Below are 16,420 nucleotides of genomic sequence, written 5' to 3' on the forward strand. Positions count from 1 at the left end.
CAGCTTAGGCGGCCGACGTGCCTATTTGAGTCCCGATAATTATTTAGGACGCTTAGCACCGTATTTAGAACGGGCTTGTTTACGGTCTTTAACACCTGCAGTATCCAAGGAACCGCGTACAGTGTGGTAACGTACACCTGGCAAGTCTTTTACACGACCGCCGCGGATCAATACGACGCTGTGCTCTTGCAGGTTGTGGCCTTCACCGCCGATATATGAAATGACTTCAAAACCGTTGGTCAGGCGAACTTTACATACTTTACGCAATGCAGAGTTAGGTTTTTTAGGGGTAGTTGTGTATACACGGGTGCACACGCCACGTTTTTGCGGGCAAGCTTCCAGTGCAGGCACTTTGTTTACGTACACAGGCTTTTGACGGCCTTTGCGTACCAATTGGTTAATAGTTGGCATATTTTCTCGTCCTGTTGAGTTAAATACTTGCCGACACCATGTCGACAAGATTGGAATTATATTTTTACTGCAAGGGTTTAGTCAAGCAAATGACTGATAAAGTTTGGTGTTTTCCAATTTATGTCTAAATTTTGGAAACAAAGGCCGTCTGAAAGATTCAGACGGCCTTTGTCATTTTAAATAAGTCCGTAATTTGCTCTCTACTTATTTTCTCCATTGCTTTCCTTATTTATTCAGACAGCCTTAAACTCCACTTTCTTTTAAATCCTCTAAAAAATAAAACCGCAAGACTGGCTTGCGGTTTTATTTTCACAATAATCCCAAGGGATTATTCGTCTGAAGCTTCGGTTTCAGAAGTTTCTTGATCAGCTTGCTGCCATTGTTGGTGACGGCTGCGGTGGTAGGTCAAACCTGTACCGGCAGGAATCAAACGACCGACAATCACGTTCTCTTTCAAACCGCGCAGCTCGTCTTGTTTGCCCATAATAGCGGCCTCTGTCAAGACGCGGGTTGTTTCTTGGAACGATGCCGCAGAAATGAAGCTGTCTGTAGACAAGGAAGCTTTGGTAATACCCAGCAACACGTTTTCGTAACGTGCTGGCTCTTTGTCTTCAGCCATGGCTTTTTCATTGGCAAGCATCACATCGCCACGCTCAACTTGCTCACCAGTAATGAACTCTGTATCACCTGAATCAACGATGTTCACTCGACGCAGCATTTGACGGATGATGACTTCGATGTGTTTATCGGAAATCTTCACACCTTGCAGGCGGTAAACCTCTTGCACCTCTTGAACAATGTAGCGGGCCAATGCTTCGATACCTTGCAGACGCAGAATGTCGTGTGGATCTACAGCACCGTCTACGATGGTTTCACCGCGGTTTACCACTTGACCGTCGTGTACCAGAATTTGTTTCTCTTTAGAAATCAGGGTTTCGTATGCTACACCGTCTACGTCGGTAATAATCAGACGCTGTTTACCTTTGGTTTCTTTACCGAAGGAAACTGTACCGGTAATTTCTGCCAACATACCTGCATCTTTCGGCACGCGTGCTTCAAACAATTCGGCTACGCGTGGCAGACCACCGGTAATATCGCGGGTTTTAGAAGACGCTTGCGGAATACGCGCCAATACATCACCCTTACCGACTTCCTGACCTTCACGGATGGTAATCACCGCACCGACCGGGAATGCCATAGAAACTGGGGTAGTGGTACCTGGGATGCAAATTTCCAGACCGTTTTCATCCAACAGTTTGACAGTCGGACGCAACAGTTTAGAAGCACCAGAGGAACGACGTTTACCGTCAATCACTACCAGAGTAGACAAACCGGTGACATCGTCGGTTTGTTTCGCAACGGTAACACCCTCTTCCACGTTTTCGAATTTCACCATACCTGCGTGTTCGGTGATCATCGGACGGGTATGCGGATCCCAAGTTGCCAAGGTTTGACCGGCTTTAATGGCTTCGCCGTCTTGTACCAGCAGGATTGCACCGTAAGGTACTTTGTGACGTTCACGTTCGCGACCGATATCGTCATGAATCACTACTTCACAAGAACGGCCGATGACAACCAACTCGCCTTTGTTGTTGGCAACGTAACGCATTTGGCTGCTGAAACGCGCTGTACCGTTGGATTTGGCTTCTACTTGGCTGGCTGCTGCCGCACGAGATGCCGCACCACCGATGTGGAACGTACGCATGGTCAGCTGAGTACCTGGCTCACCAATGGATTGTGCAGCAATCACACCAACTGCCTCACCGGCATTAACCAGTTTACCGCGTGCCAAGTCGCGACCATAGCAGTGTGCACACAGGCCATGACGGGTTTTACAAGTAATCGGCGTACGGACTTTGACTTCATCGACACCGGATTGGTCGATCATATCTACCAGTTTCTCGGTCAACAACGTACCGGCTTCAACCAAAGTCTCTCCAGTCGAAGGATCGACAACATCAGAAGCAGTAACGCGGCCCAAAATACGCTCACGCAAAGCTTCAATTACGTCACCGCCTTGTACCACTGCCTTCATCACAAAGCCGTCTGAAGTACCGCAATCGTCTTCAACAACCACCAAGTCTTGGGTTACGTCTACCAAACGACGGGTCAGGTAACCGGAGTTTGCAGTTTTCAATGCGGTATCCGCCAAACCCTTACGCGCACCGTGGGTCGCAATAAAGTATTGCAATACGGTCAGGCCTTCGCGGAAGTTAGAGGTAATAGGCGTTTCAATAATGGAGCCGTCAGGTTTCGCCATCAAACCACGCATACCGGACAACTGTTTAATCTGAGCCGCAGAACCACGGGCACCAGAGTCGGCCATCATGTAAATAGAGTTGAAGGACTCTTGGTCAACTTCGTTGCCGTCACGGTCGATGACTTTTTGTTTGGACAGGTTGTCCATCATCGCTTTAGCGATCTTATCGCCGGCACGACCCCAAATATCGACCACTTTGTTGTAACGTTCGCCATTGGTCACCAAACCTTGACGGTATTGGTCTTCGATTTCTTTAACTTCGGCATTAGCTTCAGCCAGCAAGGCTGCTTTTTCTTTCGGAATTTCCATATCGTCAACCGCAATGGAAATACCGCCTTTTGCCGCAAAACCGAAACCAGTATACATCAGGTGGTCGGCGAAAATAACTGTTTCACGCAAGCCGCACAGACGGAATGATGCGTTAATCAGTTTAGAAATTTCTTTTTTCTTCAGCGCTTTGTTGATGTACTCGAACGGCAGGCCTTTAGGCAAGATTTCGCTCAACAATGCACGGCCGACAGTTGTTTCGTAACGGTTAACAACAGGCTCAAACTCACCTGCTTCGTTTTTCACCCATTCACGCAGACGTACGGTAATTTTCGTACCCAGTTCAACCTGTTTGGTATGGTATGCACGATGCACTTCTTTCACATCGGCAAACAGGCTGCCTTCGCCTTTGGCATTGATACGGTCGCGGGTCATGTAGTACAGACCCAATACGATATCTTGAGAAGGTACGATGATTGGTTCGCCGTTGGCTGGAGACAATACGTTGTTTGAAGCCAGCATCAGCGTACGTGCTTCCATTTGTGCTTCCAAGCTCAATGGAACGTGTACAGCCATTTGGTCACCGTCAAAGTCGGCGTTAAATGCGGCACACACCAATGGGTGCAACTGAATCGCTTTACCTTCGATCAGGATAGGTTCGAACGCTTGAATACCCAAACGGTGCAGGGTTGGCGCACGGTTCAGCATAATCGGATGTTCGCGGATGACTTCTTCCAAGATATCCCATACTTCAGGTACTTCTTGCTCTACCAATTTTTTCGCAGCTTTAACGGTAGAAGCCAAACCTTGTTTTTCTAATTTGTGGAAAATGAATGGTTTGAACAGTTCCAAAGCCATTTTTTTCGGCAGACCACATTGGTGCAGACGCAGGTATGGGCCTACGGTAATCACGGAACGACCGGAGTAGTCCACACGTTTACCCAACAGGTTTTGACGGAAGCGGCCGCCTTTACCTTTAATCATGTCAGCCAATGATTTCAGCGGACGTTTGTTGGCACCGGTCATGGCTTTACCGCGACGGCCGTTATCCAACAGAGAGTCAACTGCTTCTTGCAACATACGTTTTTCGTTACGAACGATGATGTCAGGCGCATGCAGTTCCAACAGACGTTTCAGACGGTTGTTGCGGTTAATAACGCGGCGATACAAATCGTTCAAATCGGAAGTGGCAAAACGACCGCCATCCAATGGAACCAACGGACGCAAATCAGGCGGCAATACCGGCAGCACATCCATAATCATCCATTCCAGTTTCATACCGGAACGGTGGAAGGCTTCCAATACTTTCAAACGTTTGGCAATTTTTTTGATTTTGGTGTCAGAACCGGTAGATTCCAGCTCTTGACGCAGGATTTCGATTTCGCCGGTAATATCCAAGGTACGCAGCAATTCGCGGATACCTTCTGCACCCATTTTGGCATCGAAGTCGTCGCCGTATTCGTCCAGTTTGTTGTAGTAATCGTCTTCTGTCAGCAATTGACGACGTTGCAACGGAGTCATGCCGGGATCGGTTACCACAAATGCTTCAAAGTACAATACGCGTTCGATATCGCGCAAAGTCATGTCCAATACCATACCCAAGCGGGAAGGCAGGGATTTCAAGAACCAAATGTGGGCAACAGGTGCAGCCAATTCAATGTGGCCCATGCGTTCGCGGCGTACTTTAGACAAGGTCACTTCTACGCCACATTTTTCACAGGTTACGCCTTTAAATTTTAAGCGTTTGTATTTACCGCACAAACATTCATAGTCTTTGACCGGACCAAAGATTTTGGCGCAGAACAAACCGTCGCGCTCAGGTTTGAACGTACGGTAGTTGATGGTTTCAGGTTTTTTAACTTCGCCATAAGACCATGAGCGGATGGTTTCGGGAGAGGCAATACCGATTTTGATGGCATCAAACTCTTCTTCCATGCCGGCAGTTTGCAACGGATTAAATAAGTTCAACAAATTCATTTTTGCTCCTTGAAGGAAGTATTTTTACCGCATGGCGGATTTTCGATATTGGGAACCGGTACTTTCGATTTCAGACGGCCTAAATGCCGATTGCTTCATTCTTATTCTGAAACCGCTTTTTCAGACGACCTTAAAAGGCCGTCTGAAAACTTCTGTTTAGTAGCGTTCCAAATCGATATCCAAGCCCAGTGAGCGAATCTCTTTAACCAATACGTTGAAGGATTCAGGCATACCGGCATCGATTTTGTGTTCGCCTTTGACGATGTTCTCGTACATTTTGGTACGGCCGTTCACATCGTCAGACTTCACAGTCAGCATCTCTTGCAGCGTGTATGCCGCGCCGTATGCTTCCAATGCCCAAACCTCCATCTCACCGAAACGTTGGCCACCGAACTGAGCTTTACCGCCCAGAGGCTGCTGGGTAACCAGACTGTATGGACCGGTAGAACGGGCGTGCATTTTTTCGTCAACCAAGTGGTGCAGTTTCAGATAGTGCATCACACCGACTGTAACCTTACGGTCAAATGCTTCGCCTGAACGGCCGTCATAGAGCGTGATTTGAGTTTTACTGTCGTTAAAGCCCAGTTTCTCAACCTCAGGATCTTCGCTTGGGTAAGCCAAGTTCAACATTTCGCGGATTTCAGACTCTTTCGCACCGTCGAATACAGGAGAGGCAAAAGATGCACCTTTACGTAGGTTGGAAGCCAATTCGATAATTTCTTCATCTGTCAGACTGTCCAAATCTTCTTTCTTACCGCTACTGTTGTAGAGCTTGTTCAAGAATTCACGCAGCTCGCTGGCTTTGCGTTGCTCTTTCAGCATGCGGTCGATGCGTTCACCGATACCTTTTGCCGCCCAACCCAAGTGAACTTCCAAAATCTGACCGATGTTCATACGGGAAGGTACGCCCAATGGGTTCAGTACGATGTCTACCGGACGGCCGTCAGCCATATAAGGCATGTCTTCCACCGGCAGAATGCGTGATACCACACCTTTGTTACCGTGGCGACCCGCCATTTTGTCACCGGCTTGCAGACGGCGTTTGATGGCGATAAATACTTTCACCATTTTTTGTACGCCCGGTTGCAGCTCGTCGCCTTGGGTCAGTTTTTTCTTTTTGATCTCATACAACTCATCCGCTTCTTCGCGTTTTTGTTGCAGGCTCAATTTAATCAGTTCCAACTGTTTGGCCAAATCTTCATCAGCCAGACGGATGTCAAACCAATCATGTTTGCTGGACAGGCTTGCCAAATATTCGGTAGTGATTTCGCTGCCTTTAGCCAGCTTCATCGGACCACCATTGGCTTTTTGACCAACAATCATACGCTCGATACGGTCGAATGCGTCATTATCGAAAATACGCAATTGATCGCCCAAATCTTGACGGTAACGTTTCAATTCAGAATCAATAATGGATTGAGCACGTTTGTCGCGTTGAATACCTTCACGAGTGAAGACTTGAACGTCGATAACGGTACCGCTCATGCCGGTAGGCATACGCAATGAAGTATCTTTTACGTCAGATGCTTTTTCACCGAAGATAGCACGCAGCAGTTTTTCTTCAGGAGTCAGTTGGGTTTCGCCTTTAGGTGTTACTTTACCTACCAAGACATCACCGGCTTCTACTTCTGCACCGATATATACGATACCGGATTCATCCAAACGGTTTTGCATACGTTCGGACAAGTTCGGAATATCGCGGGTAATATCTTCCGCACCCAGTTTAGTGTCACGTGCAACAACGTTCAATTCTTCAATGTGAATCGAAGTGTAACGATCGTCCGCAGCCACTTTTTCTGAAATCAGAATCGAGTCTTCATAGTTGTAACCGTTCCATGGCATGAAGGCGATGGTCATGTTTTGACCCAAAGCTAACTCGCCCAAGTCGGTAGATGCACCGTCGGCTACCAAGTCACCACGTTGCAACACATCGCCTGCTTTTACAGCCGGACGTTGGTTGATGTTGGTAGATTGGTTGGAACGGGTGAATTTAACCAAGTTGTAAATATCGACACCCACTTCACCGGCAGTCGCTTCATCATCATGAACACGAACCACAACGCGGTTGGCGTCTACATACTCAACCACACCACCACGGCGGGCAACGATTGCAGTTGCAGAGTCAACGGCAACAGAGCGCTCGATACCGGTACCAACCATCGGTTTCTCAGGACGCAGGCACGGTACGGCCTGACGTTGCATGTTGGCACCCATCAATGCACGGTTCGCGTCATCATGTTCCAAAAATGGAATCAGAGATGCTGCAACGGATACCACTTGACCGGTTGCCACGTCCATATATTGAACGCGGTCAGGCGTTGCCATAATGGTTTCGCCTTTTTCACGACAAGTAACCAAGTCGCCAATCAGATTACCGTCTTTGTCCAAATCGGCATTCGCCTGTGCAATCACATAACGGCCTTCTTCGATAGCAGACAAGTAATCGATTTCTTCAGTTACTTTACCATCGACAACACGGCGGTAAGGGGTTTCCAAGAAGCCATAATCATTGGTACGCGCATAAACGGACAGTGAGTTGATCAAACCAATGTTTGGACCCTCAGGTGTTTCAATAGGACATACACGGCCATAGTGAGTCGGATGTACGTCTCGCACCTCAAAGCCTGCACGTTCGCGAGTCAAACCGCCAGGGCCCAATGCAGATACACGGCGTTTATGGGTTACTTCAGACAATGGGTTAGTCTGATCCATAAATTGGCTCAATTGGCTAGAGCCGAAGAATTCTTTAATCGCGGCAGAAACAGGTTTTGCATTAATCAAGTCATGCGGCATCAAGTTCTCAGATTCTGCTTGGTTCAAACGCTCTTTAACTGCACGTTCTACACGAGCCAAACCGCTACGGAATTGGTTTTCAGTCAACTCACCCACAGAACGGACACGACGATTACCCAAGTGGTCGATATCGTCTACTTCGCCATGACCGTTACGCAGTTCAACCAATGTCGCAATAGAAGCAACAATGTCTTCAACGCTCAGAACGTAACCACCTTTTTCAGCTACGCCAGCCAAAGTTTCGTTCAGCAAACGGCCATACCAAGAGTTTTGTTGTGCTTCAGACAATTTTTGCTCGTATGTGCGCGTATTAAATTTCATACGGCCTACGCGAGACAAATCATAGCTGTCTTCACTGAAGAACAAGCGGTTGAAGAGCTGCTCAACAGCTTCTTCGGTAGGCGGTTCACCAGGACGCATCATGCGGTAAATCGCTACGCGTGCAGCCTGCTGATCAGCAGTTTCGTCTGTACGCAGAGTGCTGGAGATGTAACCGCCTTGATCCAATTCATTGATATAAAGGGTCGTAATTTCTTTTACGCCATGGATATCAAGCTTGGCCAACAGTTCTTCTGTAATTTCATCATTAGCAGAAGCCAATACTTCGCCGGTTTCCGGATCAATCAGGTCAGCAGCCAATGCTTTGCCTATCAGGTTTTCTGGCTCCACATCCAAACGAGTCAAGCCTGCATTGGTAATATCACGGATATTTTTCGCAGTAATGCGTTTACCTTTGGCAACCAGTACATTGCCTTCTTTATCCAAGATATCAACTTTGGCAGTTTCACCTTTCAGACGGCCTGCAATCAGATCAGTTTGAACACCGTTTGAAGACAAATAGAAAGTTTCTTTGTCGTAGAAAATATCCAAGATTTGCTCATTATTGTAGCCCAAAGCTTTCAACAAAATCGTAACCGGCATTTTACGGCGACGGTCGATACGGAAATACAACAAATCTTTTGGATCAAATTCAAAATCCAACCATGAACCACGGTAAGGAATAATACGAGCAGAGAACAACAGCTTACCGGAAGAATGTGTTTTACCACGGTCATGCTCAAAGAACACGCCTGGAGAACGGTGCAGCTGGGAAACAATCACACGCTCAGTACCATTGATGACAAAAGAGCCACTTGGCGTCATCAATGGGATTTCACCCATATACACTTCGTTTTCACGAACTTCTTTTACAGTCGGCTTAGATGCTTCTTTATCCAAAATCACTAAACGGATACGGGCACGCAATGGAGCCGCGTAAGTAATGCCGCGCAATTGACATTCAGGAATATCGAATAAAGGCTCGCCCAATGTGTAATGCACAAACTCCAAGCGCGCATAACCGTTATGGCTCACAATCGGGAAAATAGAATTAAATGCTGCTTGCAGACCATCATCAGTGCGTTGGTCAAAAGCATTTTCCAGCTGCAAAAATTTCGCATAAGAATCAATTTGGGTTGCCAGCAGGAAAGGAACATCTAAGACATTCTCTCGCTTTGCAAAACTCTTACGGATACGTTTTTTCTCGGTAAACGAATAGCTCATATACACTCCGAAAAGCAATTTTAAATAATAGGCCGTCTGAAACAACGGCATGCATCAACCTGATATTTACATTTATTTGCAATGGTTTCATAAAGACTATGCAAATAAATGTAAACAATACCTGATACTTATTTTAAGAAGCAAAATAAGGCTGGCAGAAAACTGCCAGCCTTCATGGGAAGCATCAAATTATTTGATTTCGACTTTAGCGCCGGCTTCTTCCAGTTGTTTTTGGATGTCTTCAGCTTCAGCTTTAGAAACACCTTCTTTCAGAGTTTTAGGTGCACCGTCAACGATGTCTTTAGCTTCTTTCAGACCCAGACCAGTGATAGCGCGGACAACTTTGATCACGCCAACTTTTTGATCACCGGCAGAAGCCAATACTACGTCGAATTCAGTTTTTTCTTCAGCAGCAGCTGCACCAGCACCTGCAGGACCTGCAACTGCAACTGCAGCAGCAGAAACGCCAAATTTTTCTTCAAAAGCTTTAACCAGGTCGTTCAATTCCATTACGGTCAAAGAACCAACGGCTTCCAAAATGTCTTCTTTAGTAATAGCCATGCTATTTATACTCCAAATATTGTATTAAAAAATAATTGATTAAATGAAACAAAATCGATTAAGCGGCTTCTTCGCCAGCTTTTTTCTCTGCCAAAGCAGCCAAACCACGTGCAAAGCCTGATACAGGAGCTTGCATAACGAACAACAGTTTGGACAACAGCTCTTCGCGACTTGGAATAGAAGCCAACTCAGCAACCTGAGCAGGATTCATCACTTCGCCATTGTAAGAACCAGCTTTAACGATAATTTTGTCATCTTTTTTCGCGAATTGGTGCAGCACTTTAGCAGCAGCAACAGCATCTTCAGAAGCAGCGTAAACCAATGGACCAACCATTTGATCGGCCAAACCTGCGAATGAAGTACCCTCTACTGCGCGACGAGCCAAAGTATTTTTCAGAACGCGCAAGTAAACGCCTTCTTTACGTGCATTTGCACGAAGCTCAGTCATGCTGGAAACACTGATACCGCGATATTCAGCGACTACGAGAGTTTGAGCGTTAGCAATTGCTGCGCTAATTTCCTCTACGGCCACTTTCTTGGTTTCAATATTGAGACTCAAGGTCTACCTCCCACTGTTTACAAACAGGATACCGAAATGATATCCCACCAGCGCGGTAACCTAAAAAGACATCTTACAAGCAATCTTGCAATGTGTTTCAGGACTACCGTCTGCGTAGGGCAGTTACGATTAAATCTTACGATCCCTACGGTCTTGGACATCTACTTAATTTTAAGTAGCCCAAATTCAGGCAATCCAGAAAACTGGATCACCTGAAAATTTCTTAGTTGTTCACGCTTGCAGTATCAACGCGAACACCCAAACCCATAGTGCTAGATACAGCAACTTTTTTCAGGTACTGACCTTTAGCAGCAGCAGGTTTGGCTTTAACGATAGCATCCAGCAACGCATTGAAGTTTTCTTTCAAGTCAGCTTCAACGAAAGAAGCACGACCGATAGTTGCGTGAACGATACCGGCTTTATCTGTACGGTATTGTACTTGACCTGCTTTTGCATTTTTAACTGCTTCAGCAACGTTAGGAGTAACAGTACCTACTTTAGGGTTTGGCATCAGGCCACGAGGACCCAAGATGGTACCCAATTGACCAACGATACGCATTGCATCAGGAGAAGCAATAACAACGTCAAAGTTCAGGTTACCAGCTTTGATTTCAGCAGCCAGATCTTCAAAACCGACAATATCTGCACCAGCTTCTTTAGCAGCATCTGCATTTGCACCTTGGGTAAATACAGCTACGCGAGTTGTTTTACCGGTACCTTTAGGCAGAACGACTGAACCACGAATAACTTGGTCAGATTTACGAGGATCAACACCCAGGTTGAAAGATACGTCAACAGACTCGTCAAATTTAGCAGTGGCAGCTTTTTTAACCAAAGCAATTGCTTCATCGATTGCGTACAATTTGTTAGCTTCAACAGAAGAGCGCAGAGCTTTCAAGCGTTTAGATACTTTAGCCATTATACAACACCCTCCACATCCAAGCCCATTGAGCGAGCAGAGCCGGCGATAGTACGGACAGCAGCATCCAAGTCAGCAGCAGTCAAATCAGGCTCTTTAGTTTTAGCAATTTCTTCCAACTGAGCGCGGGTCAATTTACCCACTTTGTTAGTCAGAGGATTAGAACTACCTTTTTGCAGACCAGCAGCTTTTTTCAACAAGATAGAAGCTGGTGGAGTTTTCATCACAAAAGTGAATGATTTATCTGCAAATGCAGTGATCACGACTGGAATTGGCAACCCAGGTTCCATACCTTGGGTTGCAGCATTAAATGCTTTACAGAATTCCATGATGTTCAAACCACGTTGACCCAAAGCAGGACCAACTGGGGGAGATGGATTGGCTTTACCTGCAGGAATTTGCAGTTTGATGTAGCCGATAATTTTCTTTGCCATTTAAGGACTCCTAAAAACGGGTATAACGCGGAACCATTCCGCTTCCCAAACAGAATTTGCGATTATATCCGCTTAAAAAAAATTTTTCAAGCGAATTAAACCACTTAAATCTTTTCAACCTGACCGAACTCTAATTCAACCGGTGTTTCACGACCAAAAATCTGAACTGAAACACGCAATCTATTACGCTCGTAGTTAACTTCATCAACAATTCCATTGAAATCAGCAAATGGACCTTCATTCACACGAACCTGCTGACCAACCTCAAATTCAACTTTTGGTTTTGGCTTCTCAACACCTGTTTTGGCTTGTTGCAAAATAGCATCTGCATCTTTTTGAGAAATTGGGATTGGACGATTTCCGCTACCACCTACAAAACCATTTACTCGAGGGGTGCTCTTAACCAAGTGCCATGAATCATCGGTCATTTCCATTTCAACCAACACATAGCCTGGATAGAATTTACGCTCACTGATGGTTTTTCGGCCATTCTTGATATCTACCACTTCCTCTACAGGAACGAGAATCTGACCGAAATATTCTTCCATGTTTTCACGAGCAATGCGCTCTTTCAATGTTTTTTGAACATTTTTCTCGAAACCGGAATAGGCCTGTACCACATACCAACGCTTTGACATCTTTACCCTTTCCTATTTAATAAAACATCAAAAAACAACCATGAAATAATTGTATCTGCCGCATAAATGAAGGCTGCTAAAACTGCAACGAAGATAATCACGAATACAGTCATTTTGACCGCTTCATCGCGACTCGGCCAAACTACCTTCTTAAACTCAGTCCAAGAGCTCTTAAAATATGCAAACAGACCTTCTTTCTTTTCAGGAGCCGGCTTATTACTTACCACAACTTCCTTTTTCTGATGGTTTTCTTTGCGTCCAGACGGATGTTCTGTCATCTTTACTCACTTATCAATACCCCACCCGCCTTCATTTTAGATAGTGGCATTGATCCATTAATTAATTCCAAATAATCTTAAAACTTAAGTACAAAAAAATTAACCGGCACAAGGCCGGTTAATTTTTTATTTGGCAGGCCAAGAGGGTCTCGAACCCCCAACCCTCGGTTTTGGAGACCGATACTCTACCAATTGAGCTATTGGCCTCTAAACTTAAGCGATTACAGAAGAAACCACACCCGCACCTACGGTACGACCACCTTCGCGAATCGCAAAGCGCAGACCTTCTTCCATAGCGATAGGCGCAATCAGTTCTACAGTAATGGTTACGTTCTCACCTGGCATTACCATTTCTACGCCTTCTTCCAAAGTAACTGCACCAGTTACGTCAGTAGTACGGAAGTAGAATTGTGGACGGTAGTTAGCGAAGAATGGAGTGTGACGACCACCCTCTTCTTTGCTCAGTACGTATACTTCTGCTTTGAATTTGGTGTGAGGAGTGATAGTACCTGGTTTAGCCAATACTTGACCACGCTCTACATCTTCACGTTTAGTACCACGCAACAATACACCTACGTTATCGCCTGCTTGACCTTCGTCCAGCAGTTTGCGGAACATTTCAACGCCGGTACAAGTGGTTTTTTGGGTTTCTTTCAGACCTACGATTTCGATCTCGTCACCAACGTGGATGATACCGCGCTCTACACGACCGGTTACTACTGTACCACGGCCAGAGATAGAGAATACGTCTTCAATAGGCAACAAGAAAGGTTTGTCCACAGCACGCTCAGGTGTTGGGATATAGCTGTCCAAGGCAGCAGCCAATTCGAAGATTTTTTCTTCGTAAGCAGCATCACCTTCTAAAGCTTTCAGTGCAGAACCTTGTACGATTGGGCAGTCGTCGCCTGGGAAGTCGTAGCTTGACAACAAGTCACGAATTTCCATTTCAACCAGTTCCAACAGCTCGGCATCGTCAACCATGTCGCATTTGTTCATGAATACGATGATGTAAGGTACACCTACTTGGCGAGCCAACAGGATGTGTTCGCGAGTTTGAGGCATAGGACCGTCAGCTGCGGAACATACCAAGATCGCGCCGTCCATTTGGGCAGCACCGGTAATCATGTTTTTAACGTAGTCGGCGTGGCCCGGGCAGTCTACGTGCGCGTAGTGACGGGTTTCAGTTTCGTATTCTACGTGTGAGGTATTAATGGTAATACCACGAGCTTTTTCTTCAGGAGCGTTGTCGATTTGGTCGTAAGCTTTTGCAGCGCCACCGAATTTTTTAGCCAAAATAGTAGTCAAAGCAGCAGTCAGAGTGGTTTTACCATGGTCAACGTGACCGATGGTGCCAACGTTTACGTGCGGTTTGCTACGTTCAAATTTTTCCTTAGCCATGGCAATATCCTATAATCTATAGCTTTTTGAAAGAAAGGGTAATAATGAGATGGTGCCCATGGGCAGATTTGAACTGCCGACCTCTCCCTTACCAAGGGAGTGCTCTACCCCTGAGCTACATGGGCAAAATTGTTTGGAGCGGGTGAAGGGAATCGAACCCTCACCGTAAGCTTGGAAGGCTTCTGCTCTACCATTGAGCTACACCCGCATACTCACTTTTTTGCTCCAAGTAAGAATTTTTGGTGGAGGGAGAAGGATTCGAACCTTCGAAGCTCACGCAACAGATTTACAGTCTGCCCCCTTTGACCGCTCGGGAATCCCTCCAAAAGAGAACGCTAGTTTATTGGCAACTCAGATTTCCGTCAAGATTTTTTTTCATTTATTTCTTTAAAAACATCCAAGCTTTTGCTTTTAAACACTATTTATTTAAACTGAATGATTTTTTCGTACTTAGCCATCAGTTCTTCATGCGTTTCAGGATGTTCTTCATCGATCAAGATACAGTCGACAGGGCATACCTGTTGGCACTGAGGCTCATCGTAATGGCCTACACATTGCGTACACAAATTTGGATTGATTTCGTAAATTTCTTCACCTTGCGAAATGGCATCATTAGGGCATTCCGGCTCGCACACATCGCAGTTAATGCACTCATCTGTAATAAAGAGCGACATTTCTATTTCCTTTTTTCTTAAATTATCAAAACCGATTGGGCGCGGATTATAGCACAAATGACGTCGGAACAATCCGTTTGAAAGAATGTTTTACACCTTGGGAATGATTCTCAAATTCTATACTATTCAGCAACTTGCGAATGGAGCAATAATTCAAACCTACTCATTCCCGCCTTTCCTTCCCGATAAACTTCCAGCCAATCCGGTTTTTCAGGCAACTTCCCTGCTTCAATATAGACCATTGCCCCATTTTTCAAGTGGCTTTGCAATCGGATAAACAGATTTTGCCAATCTTCCCATGCAAACGGCGGATCAAGAAACACAACATCAAATTTTTCAGACGGCCTTGTCAGATAAGCCATGCCGTCTGAACACACAATTTCCACCTGTTTCAAACCTAATTCACAGATATTTTTCTGAAGCGTTTGAACAGTTTGGCGGTGGTTATCGACCATTAGCACTTTTGCCGCATTACGAGAAGCGGCCTCCATTCCTAAAGCACCGCTACCGCTGAATAAATCTAATACCGTTTTGCCGGTTAAATCCTGACCCAGCCAGTTAAACAGTTTTTCACGCACGCTGTCAGGCGTCGGACGCAGACCATCTGCAGACAGAAAAGTTAACTTTCGTCCCCTGCATTGCCCGCCAATAATGCGTACTTGATTGGTGTGCTTGGAATGTTTGTTATTTGCCATGATTTTTAAAAAGATGCCGAGTTTTCAGACGGCCTCAATTATATAGTGAAACTGCCATCAAGCCCTATTTCACTCTATTCTTTTAGATACAACAAAGCCGTCTGAAAATCATTTTTCAGATAGCCTTGTTGTTTCGAATTTGATAGCATGAAATATTGAACTGCGCTTCACCGGTTGAAGTGCGTTTTAAACTTAAACTAGATAAATTACATTTACTTATTTATAATGAATATTCCTCTGAGAAATATTTATATAAGGTTATTACCATGTCAGATCTGAATCTCAGTAACAGCATCTTCCAAGGTTACAACGACAAACATGGCTTAATGATTTGTGGCTATGAATGGGGCTGGAGTAAAGCCGATGAAGCTGCTTATCTAGCAGGTGAATACAAACTCCCTAAAAATAAAATCGACCATACATTTGCCAACAAATCCCTCTATTTTGGTGAGCAGGCAAAAAAGTGGCGTTACGACAATACGATAAAAATTTGGTTTGAAATGTGGGGACACCCCTTAGACGAAAATGGATTGGGCGGTGCATTTGAAAAATCCCTGGTTCAAACCAACTGGGCTGCTACACAGGGCAACACTATCGATAATCCCGACAAGTTCACACAACCCGAGCACATCGATAATTTTCTCTACCACATCGAAAAACTGCGTCCGAAAGTCATCCTCTTCATGGGCAGCAGGTTGGCGGATTTTCTGAACAACCAAAATGTACTGCCACGCTTCGAGCAGTTGGTCGGTAAGCAGACCAAACCGCTGGAGACGGTGCAAAAAGAATTTAACGGTACTCGTTTCAAAATCAGATTCCAATCGTTTGAAAATTGCGAAGTTGTCTGCCTGCCTCACCCTAGCGCCAGTCGCGGTCTATCTTACGACTACATAGCCTTATTTGAACCAGAAATGAACCGTATTTTATCGGACTTTAAAACGACTCGCGGATTCAAATAAACCAATCACAGAAAAGCAAAAGGTCGTCTGAAAATTTTTCAAACGACCTTTGCTC

13 protein-coding genes and 4 tRNA genes are annotated in these 16,420 nt (G+C 45.4%); 1 reads left to right on the forward strand and 16 read right to left on the reverse strand.

The genetic code is table 11. The annotated features are described in order from the left end of the window. Positions 1 to 39: 39 nt before the first annotated feature. From rpsL to rsmD, 16 genes are all read right to left on the reverse strand, one after another. On the reverse strand, positions 40 to 411 hold the full coding sequence (gene rpsL / locus ACTHSQ_RS08225) for a 30S ribosomal protein S12 (RefSeq protein ID WP_002218431.1): 372 nt from the start codon (positions 409 to 411) through the stop codon (positions 40 to 42). A 328-nt stretch (positions 412 to 739) separates the two neighbouring features. Next, positions 740 to 4,915 carry a DNA-directed RNA polymerase subunit beta' gene (rpoC, locus tag ACTHSQ_RS08230; RefSeq protein WP_440371689.1) on the reverse strand — a complete coding sequence of 1,392 codons (4,176 nt, stop codon included), beginning with the start codon at positions 4,913 to 4,915 and terminating at the stop codon, positions 740 to 742. A gap of 156 nt (positions 4,916 to 5,071) precedes the next feature. Next, entirely contained in the window at positions 5,072 to 9,250 is a 4,179-nt protein-coding gene (gene rpoB, locus ACTHSQ_RS08235; RefSeq protein WP_440371690.1) for a DNA-directed RNA polymerase subunit beta, read from the reverse strand. Between the two features lie 189 nt (positions 9,251 to 9,439). Further along, on the reverse strand, positions 9,440 to 9,811 hold the full coding sequence (rplL, locus tag ACTHSQ_RS08240; RefSeq protein WP_003677916.1) for a 50S ribosomal protein L7/L12: 372 nt from the start codon (positions 9,809 to 9,811) through the stop codon (positions 9,440 to 9,442). 58 nt (positions 9,812 to 9,869) lie between these two features. Then, a complete protein-coding gene (gene rplJ / locus ACTHSQ_RS08245) occupies positions 9,870 to 10,370 on the reverse strand; it encodes a 50S ribosomal protein L10 (protein WP_003680699.1) in 501 nt (166 codons plus the stop codon). Between the two features lie 223 nt (positions 10,371 to 10,593). Next, on the reverse strand, positions 10,594 to 11,289 hold the full coding sequence (gene rplA, locus ACTHSQ_RS08250; protein ID WP_003686260.1) for a 50S ribosomal protein L1: 696 nt from the start codon (positions 11,287 to 11,289) through the stop codon (positions 10,594 to 10,596). Further along, positions 11,289 to 11,723 (reverse strand): 50S ribosomal protein L11, encoded by a 435-nt coding sequence (rplK, locus tag ACTHSQ_RS08255; RefSeq protein ID WP_002220151.1) that lies wholly within the window; start codon positions 11,721 to 11,723, stop codon positions 11,289 to 11,291. The genes rplA and rplK overlap by 1 nt, the downstream gene beginning before the upstream one ends. 104 nt (positions 11,724 to 11,827) lie before the next feature. Next, positions 11,828 to 12,361 carry a transcription termination/antitermination protein NusG gene (nusG, locus tag ACTHSQ_RS08260; RefSeq protein ID WP_003680697.1) on the reverse strand — a complete coding sequence of 178 codons (534 nt, stop codon included), beginning with the start codon at positions 12,359 to 12,361 and terminating at the stop codon, positions 11,828 to 11,830. Positions 12,362 to 12,363: 2 nt separating this feature from the next. Then, a complete protein-coding gene (gene secE / locus ACTHSQ_RS08265) occupies positions 12,364 to 12,639 on the reverse strand; it encodes a preprotein translocase subunit SecE (protein WP_137041335.1) in 276 nt (91 codons plus the stop codon). A 131-nt stretch (positions 12,640 to 12,770) separates the two neighbouring features. Next, positions 12,771 to 12,846: transfer RNA gene (locus tag ACTHSQ_RS08270), tRNA-Trp, on the reverse strand. A 6-nt stretch (positions 12,847 to 12,852) separates the two neighbouring features. Continuing rightward, the gene (gene tuf, locus ACTHSQ_RS08275) at positions 12,853 to 14,037 is read right to left on the reverse strand and encodes an elongation factor Tu (protein WP_002215366.1); all 1,185 of its coding nucleotides are present in this window, start codon (positions 14,035 to 14,037) and stop codon (positions 12,853 to 12,855) included. Between the two features lie 50 nt (positions 14,038 to 14,087). Continuing rightward, a tRNA-Thr gene (locus ACTHSQ_RS08280) sits at positions 14,088 to 14,162 on the reverse strand. Positions 14,163 to 14,171: 9 nt separating this feature from the next. Continuing rightward, a tRNA-Gly gene (locus ACTHSQ_RS08285) sits at positions 14,172 to 14,245 on the reverse strand. 32 nt (positions 14,246 to 14,277) lie between these two features. Next, a tRNA-Tyr gene (locus tag ACTHSQ_RS08290) sits at positions 14,278 to 14,361 on the reverse strand. A gap of 98 nt (positions 14,362 to 14,459) precedes the next feature. Beyond that, positions 14,460 to 14,711 (reverse strand): YfhL family 4Fe-4S dicluster ferredoxin, encoded by a 252-nt coding sequence (locus ACTHSQ_RS08295; protein WP_003679513.1) that lies wholly within the window; start codon positions 14,709 to 14,711, stop codon positions 14,460 to 14,462. 122 nt (positions 14,712 to 14,833) lie between these two features. Further along, positions 14,834 to 15,406, reverse strand: coding sequence for a 16S rRNA (guanine(966)-N(2))-methyltransferase RsmD (gene rsmD / locus ACTHSQ_RS08300; protein ID WP_440371691.1), 573 nt, complete (start codon positions 15,404 to 15,406; stop codon positions 14,834 to 14,836). 266 nt (positions 15,407 to 15,672) lie between these two features. Here rsmD and ACTHSQ_RS08305 point away from each other — a divergent pair, with 266 nt between their 5' ends. Beyond that, on the forward strand, positions 15,673 to 16,365 hold the full coding sequence (locus ACTHSQ_RS08305; protein ID WP_003686248.1) for a hypothetical protein: 693 nt from the start codon (positions 15,673 to 15,675) through the stop codon (positions 16,363 to 16,365). Positions 16,366 to 16,420 lie beyond the last annotated feature (55 nt).

It is taken from the genome of Neisseria sp. P0009.S008 (assembly GCF_051958615.1).
Taxonomy (GTDB): domain Bacteria; phylum Pseudomonadota; class Gammaproteobacteria; order Burkholderiales; family Neisseriaceae; genus Neisseria; species Neisseria subflava.

Coding starts and splice junctions, on each gene's coding strand:
- ACTHSQ_RS08295 (WP_003679513.1), bottom strand. CDS start 14,711: ATGTCGCTCTTTATTACAGATGAGTGCATTAACTGCGATGTGTGCGAG.
- tuf (WP_002215366.1), bottom strand. CDS start 14,037: ATGGCTAAGGAAAAATTTGAACGTAGCAAACCGCACGTAAACGTTGGC.
- ACTHSQ_RS08305 (WP_003686248.1), top strand. CDS start 15,673: ATGTCAGATCTGAATCTCAGTAACAGCATCTTCCAAGGTTACAACGAC.
- secE (WP_137041335.1), bottom strand. CDS start 12,639: ATGACAGAACATCCGTCTGGACGCAAAGAAAACCATCAGAAAAAGGAA.
- rplL (WP_003677916.1), bottom strand. CDS start 9,811: ATGGCTATTACTAAAGAAGACATTTTGGAAGCCGTTGGTTCTTTGACC.
- rpoB (WP_440371690.1), bottom strand. CDS start 9,250: ATGAGCTATTCGTTTACCGAGAAAAAACGTATCCGTAAGAGTTTTGCA.
- rplA (WP_003686260.1), bottom strand. CDS start 11,289: ATGGCTAAAGTATCTAAACGCTTGAAAGCTCTGCGCTCTTCTGTTGAA.
- rsmD (WP_440371691.1), bottom strand. CDS start 15,406: ATGGCAAATAACAAACATTCCAAGCACACCAATCAAGTACGCATTATT.
- nusG (WP_003680697.1), bottom strand. CDS start 12,361: ATGTCAAAGCGTTGGTATGTGGTACAGGCCTATTCCGGTTTCGAGAAA.
- rplK (WP_002220151.1), bottom strand. CDS start 11,723: ATGGCAAAGAAAATTATCGGCTACATCAAACTGCAAATTCCTGCAGGT.
- rpsL (WP_002218431.1), bottom strand. CDS start 411: ATGCCAACTATTAACCAATTGGTACGCAAAGGCCGTCAAAAGCCTGTG.
- rpoC (WP_440371689.1), bottom strand. CDS start 4,915: ATGAATTTGTTGAACTTATTTAATCCGTTGCAAACTGCCGGCATGGAA.